The organism is Prevotella sp. P5-108, assembly GCF_002251385.1.
Lineage (GTDB): Bacteria > Bacteroidota > Bacteroidia > Bacteroidales > Bacteroidaceae > Prevotella.
The window spans coordinates 233964-251033 of the sequence record NZ_NPJJ01000043.1 but is presented as its reverse complement, the minus strand read 5'-3'; the positions used below and the strand labels follow the sequence as shown (position 1 = coordinate 251033).

The window sequence follows — 17070 nt, the reverse complement described above, 5'->3', positions numbered from 1 at the left end:
ATCAGATGCCATCAATGAGTCTCATTCTGTTCTGGCATATCCCACTATTGCAATTGCTCATGAATTTAAGAGCCTTAGCTTTGGCTTGTTTCGCAAGTCTGTGCTCGTTGTTTTCAATCAACGCAAGGGCTGTTTCAATATAATATAGAGCGCAGTATTGAAGCACGGCATCGTCTTGACATTCATTGTTCTCCTTACCGTCTTCGATGTTTGCTTCTTTGGCAGCCTGTTCAAAGAGTGATTGCGCATCAGCCATCAGATGGCGGTGTACATAGGCGATGGCCTCAACAATCTTTATACATGCGAGACCATCATCAGAGGGATATGACGTAGTAGGATTGTTTATTAATTTGATAGCCTCTTGCTCTTTATTGCAATAAATGAGGCATAATGCTTCGTCTCGAATAGTATGATCCCAATCACTAAGGTCATTTTCGCCATCATTTTCTTCTGCTATCTTGTGTATATACTGATAGATGTTTAATGCCTCTTGGTATTTTGCCTGCTGGAAGAGGCATTGTGCCTTGTCATATTCGGCATCGGTGATGTAGCTGGTAATGAAGTCGGCATGATGTTCGTTGGCTCCATAATCATTACAAACCGACAATGCTTCTTGATAGTGCCCACGATATATCAATTCTTTCCGTAGCTTTTCGGCAACTTCTCGTTGCACATAATATTCAAGATGAGACTTTTTCAACTGGTTATATTTGCCTATAACGGCGTCTATGTCATTATAGTCCTCATCGCGTATAGGTAGCACTATAGGCAGCCCGCATAGATTGTAAAGGTGGGTCAACATCTTCATGTCATTGATATCCATATTGTATATCAGTTGCATGATGACCTGACCAACGGTTCGCTTGTCTTTAACTGTTGTGTCGGAATATTGGCGAATTAGTTTTGCCGTCTTTTCAATAAATAGTATGAAGATATCCGCTGACGATGAGTGCCTTACTTCATCAATCTTCCTGATGACTTTGGCAAGTTCTTCCTCACAATGAGGAGATTGGGTAATGGCTTCGATGACGGCACGGACAATGGTCTCAGTCCATTCTTCGTATCTACACAAACGGAATATAGCCTTGCTTATGGGATAATCAGGCAGAATCTGCCTTATCTCAGACAAGTATTGAGTAACACATTCGTCTATATTGTACCTGCCATTTAGTATTATGCATCTAATCTTGATATGCAGCTTTATATAGTCGGTAGTCTGTCTTTCATCAAACGCTTGAACGGAGGACAGATATTTTACCCAAACTTCATCGTATGTCTCTGTAGGTTCAGGGTCGCTAAGAATATAGTGGTCAACACACTGCATATAAAGCAGACCTGCCAAAGAGATATCATTGTCTTCGATGAGAGGTAAGGCTGTATAGAAATCTTCTTTGGTGATGAATTGAAAATAGTGGCGGGTGTAGTGTTCTAACAGTTTTGTATCAACTGGCTTGGTATAGTTGTTGTTAACCAAGTGGATAAATCTATCCAAAAGATACTCAATGCCCTCCTTCTTGACTCTCTTGTCTGTACTCTTGGTTTTGAGCTGGGCCAATCTGGTTTCATCAAATGCTCCTTCCTGCATTGCCTTGGTTCCTGTCAAGATGGCTTCCTGATTATTTCCCTTCAATGTCAATAGTTGGCACTTGTTTGTATAGTAACTCTCTGCGTCTTTATCTTTTATCTTCTCATTGTATGCTTCCAATGTGTCAAGTTGGGAAGCAGTAGCATAATCGGGATATTCTATCAGGCAATTGACCAGATTGAAAGCAATGGTTTTTGCAGCCTCATCATCAAGAGCAGCCAATTCGTAACTTTTAAGAAAAGCTTCAAAGGCCTTGTCGTAATATGCTTTGGACTTATCACCACTCACCTTGTTTATCATGTTATAAGAGCAGAGGCCAATAATATTATAAAAGTCTTCAGCGTAGTGAGATGCATTCACTGTCTTGGCTTCCAGTGATTGTTCACAGAGATTGATACAATCTACATAATGGGCTCCAAGATATAATTGCCTGACTGCCTGATAGGAGCAATGGTGGTATTTGGAGTTATTATGAACTGCCTTATATGCGTCAGCAGCATTTGTATAAGACTTATATGCCTCGTAATATTCTTTGTCGGAATCGAAACAATCTGCAGCCTGCGAATAGAAATATGCATTCAGCTCTGGAGAAGAGGGGGAGATGTAATTGTTAAGTTCAAGGTAAGCTGTAGCCGCAAGGTAATATTCCCTGAATATCAATAACTGTTCTGCCAATTGCTGGAGTGTGCCGATTTCGTTGGCGTAGGTGCATGATGATAAAAGATTCCACATCCGCTCCATACATTGATGGACATCTGGGCTCTTGCCTAATTTGACTTGAAGGATGAACATATAGCGCTCACTATCTACTTTTTGTGTTGACTGTTCGATGGTGCCATCACGCATACTCATAATCTTATCCTCTATCTCTTGGGCATTTGTCAAATCGTTAAAGGTCAAATCAAATAGTATTTCAATTCTGGTTATAATAAAGGCATACTTATCAATATATGCCACTGTGTCAAGCATGTCTTCTGCTTCCTTTCTATTCTCCAATCGTATATAGCATTGGGCTGCTATAAGTTGAAAGAGAGTTTTTTCCATATCGCCGTCTTCATAATGGTCTAACATCATGTTGGCCTGTTGTAGTATATGCTCAACGCGGTTCGTATCCAATATTGTCTCTATACTATTGAGCAGAAGCGGCGTCTGTACATAATCTATTGTGCGTCCTGGACTCCATGTGTCTTCAATATTAATATCGTCGTTGAAGTGTTGTCCAACAGCATAATTTCGTAGGTTATTCTTTATTTCTCTCTTCATTCCCCATGGGAGCAGAAGTACCCAATTGACATTACGAACAATCCGGTTGATTTCACGGGTGCGTATGTCTTCTGGCAGAAGCATTGAGGGTAACGTGATAGCTGATATTAATGTCATAAATTGAGATCGGTAATTCTCTGGGGAAACAAAAAACGATAAAAGTATCAGACGGTATAATGACCAACACGAAAGCTGGCTGGATATGACATGATAGCCAGCTTTGTACAATTCAGGATAAAGGCCATAGAGTTCGGTAGGAGGAATGTTCAAATCAGATAAAGCGGTTATCGAACGGATGCGTTGATATAATTTCCCCCATTCCTGGGTCTCAGCGTAGAGCTTTACCAGTTCAGTGTTATTGCGGCGAATGGAGTTCTGGAAATGTTCTTCGATAGTGTTGGCAAACAACAGATTGATGAGAATGAATCCCAAGAAGCCATTGTGGCGTTTTGTCAGTTGGCGACTTTGCCTATCCAAGTTGTTGGTTTCTTTCTCCAATAGTTTTATGGCTTGGCGCATAAATGATTCTTTCTTAGCTCTATCGTCGATGTAACGTTGAATGACAGCTTTCTGCAAAGATTGATTGGCGAGCATAATATGCCCGTCGATGTCAATGGTAAGCAACCGCAGCGCGCCATAAAGACTTGCCCATTCTATAGGAGGCAATGACAAATGGCTGGCCAACAGATTTTCGGCCAGACCAGTTTGGGTAACGGCAAGAAGACATAAAATTTGCGCAGTCAAATCGCGTCCGTGCTCTTCTTCAACTCCTTCAATAATAAGGTTATAAAAGTCGTTTTCATCACGTGCAGACAGGTAATGGTCAATGTATTCGTCAACTCTTTCGTAAATGCCAAATTCTTGAAGTTCATTTAGAAACATTATCAGTAATGAGGGATTTCTTAGTATGTTGCATCGGGCAATGTGCAGATACTGATTGTCTACGAGATGTTTGGCTTTGATGGCAAGATAACGTTTGGTTATCTCTATGATATCCGTAGAAGATAAATCGCATAGTTCATAGTGCTGCATTGAACGACAGGCTTGTTTTATTTTTTCGTCAGTAGCCGTGACCACAAGACTGATTTGGTTGGGCAGTTGGTTAACCCATGCCATAGAGAGGTCGTCATCTCCAATAAGACGGTCAACTCCATCAAGCATCCAAAGGATACGCTCGTTATAGTGTGCATTTTCAAAGATGTCTTTAAGCGAAATGGGTGTCTCATCATACAAGTCAATGTCGGCAAAAGTTGGACAAGTCTGCCCAAGTTTCTTCAAGAACATGCGATAGCACTTATCAACGGTGTTGATGTCGTTATCTATATAGGTGCGAATAATGGGTACAAATCGTTCGGTGTATCCTTCTTCGTGTGTTCTTTCGTCATTTACATAACCAAAGCCATATTCATCTTCTGCCAAATAAATTCCTTCAACTCCACCCTCGTTGGTAGTATCCGCATAATAATTCGCAACAAATGCACTTTTTCCCATTCCGTTTTTACCGATAACAAGACGATGTGTGTCGAAATCAGCTGCAGTTGTAAACAAAGCAGGAATACGCCCATTAATATAGACCTGTCTTAACTCATTTTCCTTAGCTCGCTGTAGCTTATCGGCAATCGAATAGAAATCCAGATTCTCGTCAGGGTAGAGGTCATTGATTTTGGCCATTAGCTGATTGTATATTCTGCGCCCCAAATCCTTTGGAGTAGTATATGATGTAGCACTGCAGAGTCCTTTACTTTCGGCTTCTGCAATGCAGGTCTTTAGTCTTTTGAGCTTCTCGATCTTTACTTTATCGGTTTCTCGTTTTTGCTCTGGTATATAGTTGTCTTGTCTGATGAAGAACATTGCATTGACGGGCGTCTTGCTCTTCAGAGCCCCATATTGCATCTCTATTTCGGTAATCGACATATTGCTATTGAGATACTTCTCTATCCATGGGTATTTCTGCAAGAGACGGTTGTTGTCTCCATATCCGTTGGCACCTGGAATCCATCCATATCTTCCGCCAATCATTCCGATAAAGAATGGGCGTGTATGCTCTATCTCATCAATACATATTTCTATTACTTTGCCGCTTTTTGAATCTTCTTCAGTAACGCCCCATCTCAAATCAATAACAGAGAAATTGACGTTACGGCGATGACATTCGGCCTTTATCATGGGGAATACTTTTTTTACAAGGTAGTTGCGTTCGTCCTGCATATCTGCAAAGGTGGATGACAAGAAAACGCGAATCTGTCTTTTGGCAGTATTGGTGCTCATACAAATGATGTTGGTTTCGGTAATAAGTAAACTTTCATTACAAAAATACTTATTTATTCTGAAAACCGAAAATGATTTATGCTATTTCTTCGGTGCAATTCCAAAAAATATGGTCAACCATTGTGTTGACTACATACATTTTTATAACTTTGCATCAAAATCTTATTAATAGTTGCAGTATGGTAATTGACTTTGATGACATTAAAGAATGTCGTACGATGAATTTCAAGGGCGGTAAGGGGCCTTTGGATTCTCGAAGTTTTTCAGATGATAATGTAAAAATAATGTATTCTACTCTTCGTCCTGGCTCGTCTACTGGTTTGCATACCCACAATGGCAACAGCGAGGTAATCTATATTTTAAGTGGTGAGGCTACTTTCCACTATGATGATACAACGGAGGTGGTAAGAGTAGGGCAATGTCATTATTGTCCAGAGGGACATTCGCACTATATGGAGAACCTAACCGATCACGATTTGGTGTATTTGGCCATAGTGCCACAGCACAACAAGTAATTAGTTATTGGGTACAGAGTAGAGAAGCGCAGGGATAAAACCTTCGCTAAGACCGGTTATCTCTTGCATATCGGTCATAAGTTTTTTGGCCTTTTGAAAGAGGTGATTGCGTTTAAGCATCTCTACCAATTTGTCCTCATCATAATCTGCGTTATGTAATAATTTATAACATGAAGCATAACGGGATAGGAGAGGGCAGCCCCTTTTCTTGTCTTCTATAATTTTAGATATTGTGGCATAGACAATGTCAGTAGCATTTCCAGTTTGGATTGTTTCCTCATTGCAATCTGCCTGCCTAATGCTATTGTCAAATGTTTTTATCTGTCTGATGTCCATTAGGGGTATGCGTATCTGTAGCCTCTCCAAGGCGTTGTGTATGTAATCTATTATACCTTGGTCATAGGAATAAAGCATAATATGGCGCCATTGCTCTTCTGAAAATGTCTGTATTCTTGAAGTGACACCTCCAATGAATGGTTTGTCTTGTAGTAAATTATAGTCAAGGCCAATCTGAAGCAATGAATAGACGTCTTGGCGCAAACCGCGGTCTATAGCCATTTCAACATGTGTGTCTATTATCTTCTGGTAAAGTTTAATAAACTTGTCACACATGTCTTCTTTGCTAATGGTTCGTGTTACAACTGCATTGGGAATAAATACCAAGTCAACGCATTGAAGGATACGTTCCAAGTAATTCTGCTCTGTTCTGCTCCAAGCATGGATGGCTTGAGATGATTTCATCATGCTTTTTTGTAATACAAACCGCATAGATGATTGAGTGTTGGTCCAAGGAAGGATTTCGCCCAAAGGGGAATATAGAGATGGAATGTGTTTGCTGGCTGTCGTAGAAATGAGTCTACAAGAATAAAGGTCATTTCCTCCCAAAATATGAACAAGGTCTAAGGTGGGGTCCAACTTGTCATGACGGGTCAGTGTCTGGACTCTGTTGCCCAAACCTTCACTCAACAGGTTGGCAAATGCATAGGCCAAAGGATCCTTTGCACAGCTGGAGGAAATATAAAGACCAATCTTCATAATTTGTGACAAGTAAATTCAATTTTATCAGTAAACTTGTGCAAAAGGGCAGTCATCGCATTGTGCCAGATGATACGAAGTTCATAGATGGGAATAAGAAAAGTATTTATCTTGATATCCAATTGCCTAATAACTTTTCGGGCCTGGATAATGCGTGTAAAGAGTAAACACAAAAACAGAAAGGCTGCAACTCCTAATGAAATCCAATGCTGTGTAATTCCGCTTGCAACTGCCAAACCTATGAGGGCGATATAGGAAAGATGGAGTACAATCTGATCAGTGATATAGGTCAAGCGAGTAATAAAACCATGCTTAAGATGACGGCGAATTTCCCATGCAGCAACTGCACGGTTACGCCAAATATGGCGCGATGGCGTTTGCTGGATGAGCTGCGCTTTAGGATTAACAAATACGCTTGTCTCTTCTCTTGTGGCATATCGATTCGTGAGAATCTCATATTCTCCACCTATAAGGTGTAGGCTTCCTAAGAAGCCTTGACCTTGCATGAACATGTCTTTACAGAATAGCAGGCTGTTAGAATTGGAACCATAAGCGGCACCACTTACGGCAGAATGCATATAGTAAAGTGAACGATGTAGATGCTCAAACTGATAAAAGCCTTTGCATGGCTCTTGGTAATGGGATAGAGGCATGACCATGGTGCAGGAAGATGGGTTGTTGGCCTGTACCAATAGTGCCAGGGTTAAATCCGAAGCAGGACTACAATCTGCATTGACAAGCATTACCATTTGATGATGTGCTGCTTTTACACCTAAAGTTACAGCCAGTTTGGTTCTGCTCATGTAACGTGACGTTTGGGGTACGAAGGTTCTGTGAATATCATGCGTTGTAGCAATGCGTTTTAATACATCGTCAGCATAATGGTCACCCTCGTCGGTAACAACGATTATTTGCAAATCTGCGTTATACCGTTGAGTTAACCATAATGGGAGATTTTCCTCCAATGCTTGGGCATTGCCTTGAGTTATGATGACAAGCGACAATGGGGGATTGTCAGTAGCGTCTTCATTAGCTTCCGCATTGAAAATTCTTCGGCGGAATGGGTTGAAAAGCCATGCGAGAAGCAGAATGAACAACGCGACCAAACTACATACTATAGAAAATGTGTCGAATATCATAATTCTTCAGAGATATATCCTTTAGGTAGTTGTCGGCAATTATAATGGCTTGCCATAGCTTCCCCATAAGCTCCCGCGCTACGGATGGCGATGAAGTCACCACGATGAGCACTATTGATATCAATGGATTTCGCAAAAACGTCGCTTGATTCGCAGATGGGGCCAACAACATCATAGGTGGCAAGAGGAGCTTCGCTACTGATGTTTTCTATCTTGTGATAAGCCTGATAGAGCGCAGGGCGGATTAAATCGGTCATTCCTGCGTCTACTATTGCAAACTGTTTGTGTGTCCCTTGCTTCACATAAAGGGTTCGAGCTATGAGAGTTCCACATTGCCCCACGACCGCACGTCCCAATTCAAAATGAAGATGCTGATATGGCCGTAGCTTGAGATGTCGGGCGTAACATTCAAAATAGGCCTTGAAATCAGGGATAGATACGCGGTTGGGGTGGGCATAGTCAATGCCCAATCCACCTCCAACGTTAATTACGTCTATGCGTATATTATGCTGCTCCATTTGCTTCTGGATGTCGTTGATGCGATTACACAAGGCTTCAAAATCGCCCATGTCAAGTATCTGGGAGCCGATATGGAAATGTAATCCCATTATATGTATATGGGACATAAGATGCGCCTTCTCAATCACGTCCATCATATCGCCTAAGGCAATACCAAATTTGTTTTCAGCAAGTCCTGTGGTGATGTTGGCGTGGGTATGTGCGCCTACATCGGGGTTGATGCGAAGACAAATATTTGCCTTCGTGTTCATCTCCGCAGCAAGCTGCTGGATAATTTCAAGTTCGGCCAAGCTCTCAACATTAAAGCAAAATATGCCTTTCTCCAAGCCCAAACGAATTTCCCAATCGCTCTTGCCGACTCCCGCATAAACAATCTTGTTTGCAGGAAAGCCCGCTTTACTTGCTGCCTCTATTTCACCGCCGCTTACACAGTCTGCTCCTAATCCTGCCTGACAAATGATGTTGAGCAACTTGGGATTGGCATTGGCTTTTATCGCATAGTGTACTTCAAACCGCTCATAACGTTCAACCTCTTTGTGTATTACATTCAAGGTGCGCCAGAGCAGTTCTGTATCATAATAATAGAATGGTGTCTCAATGCTTTGAAACTTGTCTATTGGAAATGTTCCTTTCACTTATCCTGATTTTTTTCAATATGTCCTTTAACTACTTATGCTTGTTTGAAGAGTTCTTTGCTAAGGTTCTGCAGAGCTCTCTTCTTGTCAGCTTCCTTGATGAGGAATGAAATGTTGTAATTGCTACCGCCATATGAAATCATGCGTACAGGAATATCCTTCATTGCATGAGTTGCTAACGACTCGAATCCCAAGTTGTTCCAGTCCAAATCACCAACGACACATATGATACACATGTCTGAATCAACGGTTACGGTACCGTATTTCTTAAGCTCATCTACAATTTCCATAAGATGCGCGGCATTATCAATGCTCATTGACACGCCTACCTCACTGGTGGCAATCATGTCAATAGGAGTCTGGTAGCTTTCAAATATTTCGAACACTTTGCGGAGGAAACCTGTAGCAAGTAACATTCTCGATGATTTGATTTTTATGGCTGTAATGTTATCTTTTGCTGCCACCGCCTTTATCTTGCCATGCATGATTACATTGTCAATGATGGTTCCGGGAGCATCTGGATCCAATGTGTTCTTCAGACGAACAGGAATACTTGCGTATTTGGCTGGTTGCACACAGGTAGGGTGGAGTATCTTTGCGCCGAAATAAGCCAACTCTGCGGCTTCTTCAAAGTTGAGCTGAGGGATGGCTTCCGTGTGCTCAACGATACGTGGATCATTATTATGCATGCCATCAATGTCGGTCCATATCTGAATCTCTTCTGCGTTAAGTGATACACCTATCAGTGAAGCAGTGTAATCACTACCTCCTCTTTGGAGATTATCTATTTCTCCGTATGCGTTACGGCAGATAAAACCCTGTGTGATATATACTTGATGACCTTGATGGTCATTCATGATATCCGTTAGCTTCTCCTTGATATAATGTGGGTCTGGCTCCACATTTTTGTCGGTACGCATAAAGTCCAAGGCGTTAAGCAGGCATACGTTGAATCCTTGCTCCTGCATATAGTTGGCAACCATATTGGTGCTGATGATTTCACCTTGAGCGACGATGGACTTCTCTTCAAATGAAGTAAACAGGTCTTTGGTGAAAGAACGCAGATAGTTAAACTCTTCACGAAGGAATGAACGTGTTTTCTCTTTATACTCTTCTGTAGAATAAAGGGTTTCCACATGGCGCATATATGTATTTTCGAGAGCATTAATATGCTCGTTGGCCCCTTCAGGATTTTTCTTATAGAGGTAGTCGCTGATTTCGACTAAGCTATTGGTGGTCCCACTCATTGCTGAGAGAACTACAAATGTCTGATCATTTGACTTTGTGACAAGTTGTGCAACATTCTTCATTCTTTCAGGAGAGCCTACTGATGTGCCTCCAAATTTCATTACTTTCATAATACTGTGTATTGAATTGAAAAATATGTTTATACTTCTATTACTTAATCTGTTGTCTGGGCATCTTCACTGAGATCCATACTATTATATTCGCTTGTTACGTCCTTGACGCTTCCATCGTGGCAACGATATACTATGCCGGGGAATTTGTCGAGCATTTGTATATTGTGAGTTGACATAATCACTGCCGTTCCGGTTAAGGTGATATCCTTGAGTAAACGTACTATGTATTCTGCTGTCTCGGGATCCAGATTGCCCGTCGGTTCATCTGCGATGATGATGTCGGGATGATTGAGCATCGCACGTGCAACAACGATGCGCTGTTGTTCTCCTCCAGACAGTTCGTGTGGCATGCTGTTCTTTTTGTCAGATAAACCAACAGTTTCCAGAACTTCATCTATACGTGCTTCTACTTTCGCCTTGTCTTTCCAACCAGTTGCTTTCAGAACGAATAAAAGGTTCTGATATACAGAGCGGTCATGAAGCAATTGGAAATCCTGGAAGATAATGCCCAAATGGCGTCGTAGTTCCGGAACATCCTTGCGGCGTAATGTTAACAGGTTGCGGCCAAGTATTTCTGCTTTTTCGCAATCTTCACTGTAGAGGTCGAGTTCGCAATAGAGAGACTTGAGCAAAGAACTTTTGCCCGAACCTACCTTACCGATGATATAGGCAAATTCACCTTTGTCGATGCCAAAATTGACATCTTTAAGAATGACAGTATCTTGTTGGTAGATGTTTACGTGATTATATTCTATTAGCATGATATCTTAATATGTTTTATTTGTTAGCCTTGTCTATGCGACGTTGCCGGTCCCATTCGGGGTCATGTCGTTTCTTCAGTTCTATGGCCACATCATTCAAACTTAACCCTTTGCTGGTGAGAAGTACTATAAGGTGATATAGCAAGTCTGCAGATTCATAAACAAGATGCTCGTTAGTCCCGTTGGTTGCTTCAATTATGGTTTCGCATGCCTCTTCGCCGACCTTTTGCGCCATCTTGTTTATGCCTTTCTTGAAAAGGCTTGTGGTATAGCTCCCTTCAGGCATCTGCTTAAACCTGTTTGTAATAAAATCTTGCAACTCGGAGAGAAACAAGATTGGGTCGGCTATATTGTCTTCGCCCCAACATGTGTCAGTACCTTTGTGGCATGTAGGTCCCAATGGGTTGGCTTTGACTAACAGTGTGTCGCAATCGCAATCGAGTTGCATGCTTACCAGCTCAAGGAAGTTGCCAGAAGTCTCTCCTTTTGTCCACAAGCATTGGCGGGAACGGCTCCAAAATGTTACCTTCCCGGTGTTGATGGTCTTCTCATATGCTTCGTTGTTCATAAAGCCAAGCATAAGCACTTTACGAGTCGTTGCATCTTGTATTATGGCAGGAACCAGTCCGCCCATCTTGTCGAAGTCAATATTTGTCATTGTTTACAATCTCACGTTTATATGTTGACCATTAAGATATTGTTTAAGTTCAGGTATGCATATTTCTCCAAAATGAAAAACACTTGCAGCCAGAGCAGCATCAGCTTTTCCTCTCTTAAACACATCACTAAAATGCTCTGGTCTTCCAGCGCCACCACTGGCAATTATTGGAATCGAAAGTATCTCAGAGAGATGTGAAAGTGCATTAATGGCAAAACCATCTTTAACCCCATCATGGTTCATGCTGGTGAAAAGTATTTCTCCTGCCCCTCTATATTCTACTTCACGTGCCCAGTCATACAGGGTAATAGATGTACGTTCTCTACCTCCTTTGATATAACAATTCCATTGGCCTTCTTCATATTTTGCGTCGATTGCACAAACGCATACTTGAGAACCGAACTTTCCAGTAATGTCATTGATGAGTTGGGGATTTTTAATTGCTGCAGAATTAACACTCACCTTATCAGCACCGGCATAGAGCAAGCGTTCAACATCATCAATGGTATTGATGCCTCCTCCTACAGTGAAAGGAATATTGATTTCTGATGCTACCCGAGTTACCATTTCTGTGAAAGTGTTACGTCCTTCTGCACTGGCGGTTATGTCCAAAAATACCAATTCGTCCGCCCCCGCCAGGCTATAAGACTTGCCCAGTTCAACTGGATCGCCAGCATCGCGCAGGTTAACGAAATTTGTACCTTTGACAGTCTTGCCATCTTTTACATCAAGGCATGGTATGATACGCTTTGTGATACCCTTTGGAATAAACAGACTATGAGTGTCTATACGCCCTTCATAAAAAGCTTTTCCGAATACCACGGAAGGAATGCCCGCTTTGGCAAGGTTATGGATGTCTGCAGTCGACGAAACACCACCGCTGGCTATAAGGTGCAGGGTGGGATGGCGTTTCATGATATCTGCATATAGCTCGATGGCAGGTCCGGAAAGGGTTCCATCTTTGCTGATATCCGTACACAACACTTGTGTTACACCTTGGTTGATGTATTGTTCCAAGAAAGCAAAGAGGTCTATCTCTGAGTCTTGTTTCCAACCGTTGACAGATATTTTTCCATAACGTACGTCTGCGCCGAGGATTATTCTATGTGCTCCGTAATGGTTGAGCCACTCAACAAAAAGCTCAGGCTGGGTAACGGCTACACTGCCAATGGTTACCATAGAAGCACCAGCTGCAAAAGCCTTTTCTATATCCTCCTGCGTTTTTATCCCTCCGCCAAAATCTACTTTTAATCGAGTCTGGCTTGTGATATCTTTGAGCACGTGTTCATTGACAATGTGGTGTGACTTCGCTCCATCCAGGTCTACGACATGAAGACGCTTAAATCCGAGACTTTCAATATGTTTCGCCACATCAGTTGGATTTTTGCTATATACGGTTTGAGCATCGTAATCACCACAAGTGAGTCTTACGCATTGACCATTGATAATGTCTATGGCAGGTATAAGTTCTATCATAGGTTCAAGAAATTATTAAGAATGATTTCACCTGTTTTCCCACTCTTTTCCGGGTGGAATTGAGTGGCATAGAAATTGTCTTTGCAAAGGCATGCGCTAAATGGAAGTATATGATATGCCTCTGCCGTAGTCCATTTACATGTTGGCACGTAATAGCTATGTACGAAATATGCATAAGATTGTTCGCCGAGACCTTTGAGCAGAGGGTTGTCGCTAACAATATTAAGTTGATTCCAACCCATTGCAGGAACTTTGTCTTCTTTATTTTCAGGGTGGAACCTCTCTACATCAATAGGAAATATGCCCAAGCAATCTACGTCACCTTCAGCCGAACGGCGACACATAAGCTGCTGGCCTATACATATCCCCAAAACTGGCTGGGTAAGATGGACAAGAACTTCGTCCAGGCGATGTGCTCGGAGATAGGACATCGTAACACTTGCTTTTCCCTGTCCTGGGAAAAGAACTTTGTCGGCAGATGCTAATTCTTCAACGTCATCTGTGAGTATAGGGTTAACACCTAATCGTTTCAGTGCGTTTTCTACAGAGAATATGTTGCCGGCGTTATATTTAACTATCGCAATTTTCAATATCGTTACACTTTAGCAATTTCTGCAAGTGCAAAGATACAATTTTCTTTTGAAATATGGGAGGTTTAGTTATATTTTTTACGCATCATCGCCATCAGGAGTCTTGAGAATGATACTTGTGGCTCCAATGGTGAAAAGTGTACCGTTCTGTATGACTCGACGTTCGCGGTCGCCAAGGATTACGTTGTCAACAAATGTGCCCGTATAACTTGGTCCATCACGGAGTATATATTTTAATGCTCCATTTTTGTCACGTTGTACAGTAATAATACAATGGTGCATATCTATGCTCGGGTCGACAGTTTCAATAGGACAGTTTATGCCAGACCCTTTCATGTATCTGCCTATTATGTTTTCTCCCATATGGAGAGGGATAATCTGCTTATAATGGAAAATATTCTCGATTACCACAATCGAACCGAAGGTGGTATCCTCTACCTCTTCTTCGGGATTCTCATCACGTTGAAGTCGTCGTAATTTGGAAACTCCCATACGTATTCCAAACTGTTTTCCACACCTGTCACATACAAAAACAAGTGATTGACCTTCTGTATATTTGGTTTCGTCAAATAGTATATATTGATCGCATTTTGGGCATCTTACTCTTTTCATCAGTCTTTCATTTTAGTTACCCAACAATCAGAGATGCCAGTATTCTTCTGGATGCGAATTGCCTCTAAAGAGGCTTCTCTTTCAGATAAAAAGCGACCTAAAACCACTTTGGTATAGTTTCCTTGCGTTGTCACTCGAGCCTCCATGAGTCCTTGCCTGTGTAGCTGCTCAACATATGTGTTCGCATTTTTAACTGTTACACGGCTACATAATACAATAGTATAATAAGGACTGTGGCTAATTGTGTCTGATGATTCTGCCATGTTGTTCTTAACGGCCTCAACGGAATCTTTATTCTCGACGTCTAACTTTAGTTGAGCCTTTTCTATATTCTCGCATCGTGGCATAATTCTTAGGAGCATATCAGTATTGATACGTGCTTCGTTAGAATTCAAATCAGAATTATTTATAGGTGATGAGATAAAGAAAAATGCGATGATGGTTATGCATGCTACGGCAATATTGCGCAAGGTGCTCAATTTGATGGTACGCTCCTGTTCCTCTTCTTTTTCGTCGCTATCCATCAAAATGTCAAATGGGCTTACCTCTTTATCGGGTTTGTCAATAGCTGCCGGAATGGTTTGGACAGATGAAGATGCTGTCGGCTTCATTATGAATGAACTTAACCCATACAATTCAGGAGTAAGAATTCCTGCTTCACATGGCTCAAATTCATATTTTCCATACTCGTTCAGGCGAATAATACCTAAATCATATAGCTCGTAACTGCCATTACACTCAATATGCTGACGCAGTTCTCTTACCTCGTCCTCTATACGGCGCAAGGCTTCTGGATAACTGATGTCGTATGCTTCGATGTATGATTGAGCCAACAAAGAATCATTCAGCGTCAACTGAGGGTTGAAGCCAATAGTGCGCTGCGGTGGCAAGAAGAGATTTTCCTGTTCGTCGTAACGTGCATCTACATGATGAGCCATGAAGCCCCCAAAACCAGGGACTATCACACAGTCGTTGCTCAAAAGTAGGATTTCAATATGTCTTTCGAGTTCAATCATTATTTGCAAAGTTACGGATAATTGACCGATATACCAAATAAATATTATTAATTATTTCAACATTTTTTTAGTGTCTTTCGTATGCTCTTTATTTACAGTTGTTTGCAATTTTGAGCTGTTTTTTTGAAAGATTTTGTTCTTTCGCAACTTTTTTTTGAAAAAGTTAAAAGAATTATTTGGCAGTTAAAAAAAAAGGCGTATCTTTGCAAATGTTATCCTGAAAACAATCTTTTTACCTTAGAATAGCTAATACCTATTGAAGAGTGAAAGTGGTCGCTGTGAAGCTGACCGCTTTTTTTATTTTAATACCATATACATTGCCAATCATTTACTTGGCGGTTTTTGTGATGATGTTGCAAGCTGATGTTGATGGCTTTTTATGTACGTTGTCATAGATGATGGGTGTGCGATAATCCTTTCCTTTCAGCTGGAGGGTAACGTTCTTTAGTTTTACTTGCCCAATATTTCTAAAATACATGCCCCAACAGGGGAATACTGGCCATTCGCTGAAATCTTTCCCGTCAAACCATGAGGGAAGGGTAGGGTCATCTTTTCCCACGAACTCCATATGCACATTGCGCATGCAGACTAAATCAGTGAGAGCGCTTCCCCAACTTTTTACTGATAATGCCATATGGTTGACATTGGTGGCCTTGACGTCATCAATGACGATTGTACCAGCTGTGTTGTCTTCACTTAAAGTGACAGAGATAGGAGTCAGTACATTATTTATAATACAATGCTTTATATATATACCATCCAATCGTCCGGGAGCTTTACCCCATCCTCCGGGTTGAATGTTGATTGCAGACTCTGTCGCTGTGCGGCCCGATGTAATGTGTGGATAGACACCTGGACCTTCAAATCGGCAATGAGATACATGTACATTGGTCGATGGCATTATCATGCGTATACCATTGCAAGATGAGTTGAGCGTGCAATTGGTTATCTGTGCTTTTTCCCAATAGCCACCAGCCAAAGCATCGTCGCCGGAATGAATGTTACAGTTGCTAATATGGAGACGCTTGGCTCCGCGCACATGGATTCCATCCCATCCGCCATTGATTTTGATTCGTTCGTAGCGGGTGCTTTCTATCTGATAGGCCAAGAATGCATAATTGGCCGAATGATTAACTGTGAAATCGCAGAAACTCATGTCCTTACAGCCCGCCAATAGGACAGTGTGAGGACCACGCATGTGTTCTTCACCTTTTGGATTGCGTACATTGTCGCCGTCTATGGTTCCTTCGCCACATATTCCTGCATTATGTACACCTATGGCAAATATAAGCGAGCGCGACCATTCCGGGTCTGTAGCGCTGTTATAGTTTACCGTTCCTTCACCGCTTTCATATTTAGACAAATCAAGTGTTGTCTTTAGCGATTGATAGTCTTCAAGGCGTGGGGAGCCTTTCAATACTGCCCCCTGTTCCAGAACAAGCATGACATTGCTTTTGAGGTAAATGGTGCCAGTCACAAATGTACCTGCAGGAACCACGACCTTTCCGCCTCCCTTTTCGGCCGCAGCTTCTATTGCCTTATTGATTGCCTGCGCGTTGTTGGTTTTAGCATTGTCTGCCACGGCGCCAAAGGTAAGGATACTGATAATGGTTGATAGTAATAAATTCATCTTTTGT

General features: G+C 41.7%; 13 protein-coding genes and 1 pseudogene. 1 reads left to right on the top strand and 13 read right to left on the bottom strand.

What is annotated here, in order from left to right; translation table 11 throughout:
• Position 1 precedes the first annotated feature (1 nt).
• Positions 2–5116, bottom strand: coding sequence for a DUF4062 domain-containing protein (locus CIK95_RS09205; RefSeq protein WP_094466844.1), 5115 nt, complete (start codon positions 5114–5116; stop codon positions 2–4).
• A gap of 179 nt (positions 5117–5295) precedes the next feature.
• Between CIK95_RS09205 and CIK95_RS09200 the strand changes: the two genes are divergently transcribed.
• The gene (locus CIK95_RS09200; RefSeq protein ID WP_094386873.1) at positions 5296–5631 is read left to right on the top strand and encodes a cupin domain-containing protein; all 336 of its coding nucleotides are present in this window, start codon (positions 5296–5298) and stop codon (positions 5629–5631) included.
• Here CIK95_RS09200 and CIK95_RS09195 read toward each other — a convergent pair whose 3' ends face one another.
• The 12 genes and pseudogenes from CIK95_RS09195 to CIK95_RS09145 all read right to left on the bottom strand — a co-directional run bounded on the left by CIK95_RS09195 (position 5632) and on the right by CIK95_RS09145 (position 17063).
• Positions 5632–6666 carry a hypothetical protein gene (locus CIK95_RS09195; RefSeq protein ID WP_022311449.1) on the bottom strand — a complete coding sequence of 345 codons (1035 nt, stop codon included), beginning with the start codon at positions 6664–6666 and terminating at the stop codon, positions 5632–5634.
• Entirely contained in the window at positions 6663–7805 is a 1143-nt protein-coding gene (locus tag CIK95_RS09190; RefSeq protein ID WP_022311448.1) for a glycosyltransferase, read from the bottom strand. The genes CIK95_RS09195 and CIK95_RS09190 overlap by 4 nt, the downstream gene beginning before the upstream one ends.
• Positions 7802–8959, bottom strand: coding sequence for a diaminopimelate decarboxylase (gene lysA, locus CIK95_RS09185; RefSeq protein WP_022311447.1), 1158 nt, complete (start codon positions 8957–8959; stop codon positions 7802–7804). The genes CIK95_RS09190 and lysA overlap by 4 nt, the downstream gene beginning before the upstream one ends.
• A 35-nt stretch (positions 8960–8994) precedes the next feature.
• Positions 8995–10317, bottom strand: coding sequence for an aspartate kinase (locus tag CIK95_RS09180; RefSeq protein ID WP_094466843.1), 1323 nt, complete (start codon positions 10315–10317; stop codon positions 8995–8997).
• A 44-nt stretch (positions 10318–10361) separates the two neighbouring features.
• A complete protein-coding gene (locus tag CIK95_RS09175; protein WP_022311445.1) occupies positions 10362–11081 on the bottom strand; it encodes a cell division ATP-binding protein FtsE in 720 nt (239 codons plus the stop codon).
• A gap of 16 nt (positions 11082–11097) precedes the next feature.
• Positions 11098–11739: a bifunctional phosphoribosyl-AMP cyclohydrolase/phosphoribosyl-ATP diphosphatase HisIE gene (gene hisIE / locus CIK95_RS09170; RefSeq protein WP_022311444.1), complete on the bottom strand. Its 642-nt coding sequence runs from the start codon at positions 11737–11739 to the stop codon at positions 11098–11100.
• 3 nt (positions 11740–11742) lie between these two features.
• On the bottom strand, positions 11743–12507 hold the full coding sequence (gene hisF, locus CIK95_RS13310) for an imidazole glycerol phosphate synthase subunit HisF (protein ID WP_254046451.1): 765 nt from the start codon (positions 12505–12507) through the stop codon (positions 11743–11745).
• A gap of 21 nt (positions 12508–12528) precedes the next feature.
• Positions 12529–13215, bottom strand: a pseudogene (gene hisA, locus CIK95_RS13480) (1-(5-phosphoribosyl)-5-[(5-phosphoribosylamino)methylideneamino]imidazole-4-carboxamide isomerase); the annotation flags it as partial.
• Positions 13212–13805, bottom strand: a complete 594-nt coding sequence (gene hisH / locus CIK95_RS09160; protein ID WP_094386880.1) for an imidazole glycerol phosphate synthase subunit HisH — start codon at positions 13803–13805, stop codon at positions 13212–13214. The pseudogene hisA and the gene hisH, both read right to left, overlap by 4 nt.
• Before the next feature lie 78 nt (positions 13806–13883).
• Positions 13884–14417 carry an FHA domain-containing protein gene (locus CIK95_RS09155; RefSeq protein ID WP_022311441.1) on the bottom strand — a complete coding sequence of 178 codons (534 nt, stop codon included), beginning with the start codon at positions 14415–14417 and terminating at the stop codon, positions 13884–13886.
• Positions 14417–15433, bottom strand: coding sequence for an SPOR domain-containing protein (locus CIK95_RS09150; RefSeq protein WP_022311440.1), 1017 nt, complete (start codon positions 15431–15433; stop codon positions 14417–14419). Before CIK95_RS09150 ends, CIK95_RS09155 begins: the two co-directional genes overlap by 1 nt.
• 328 nt (positions 15434–15761) lie before the next feature.
• Positions 15762–17063 carry a glycoside hydrolase family 28 protein gene (locus tag CIK95_RS09145; RefSeq protein ID WP_094421338.1) on the bottom strand — a complete coding sequence of 434 codons (1302 nt, stop codon included), beginning with the start codon at positions 17061–17063 and terminating at the stop codon, positions 15762–15764.
• Positions 17064–17070: the final 7 nt, after the last annotated feature.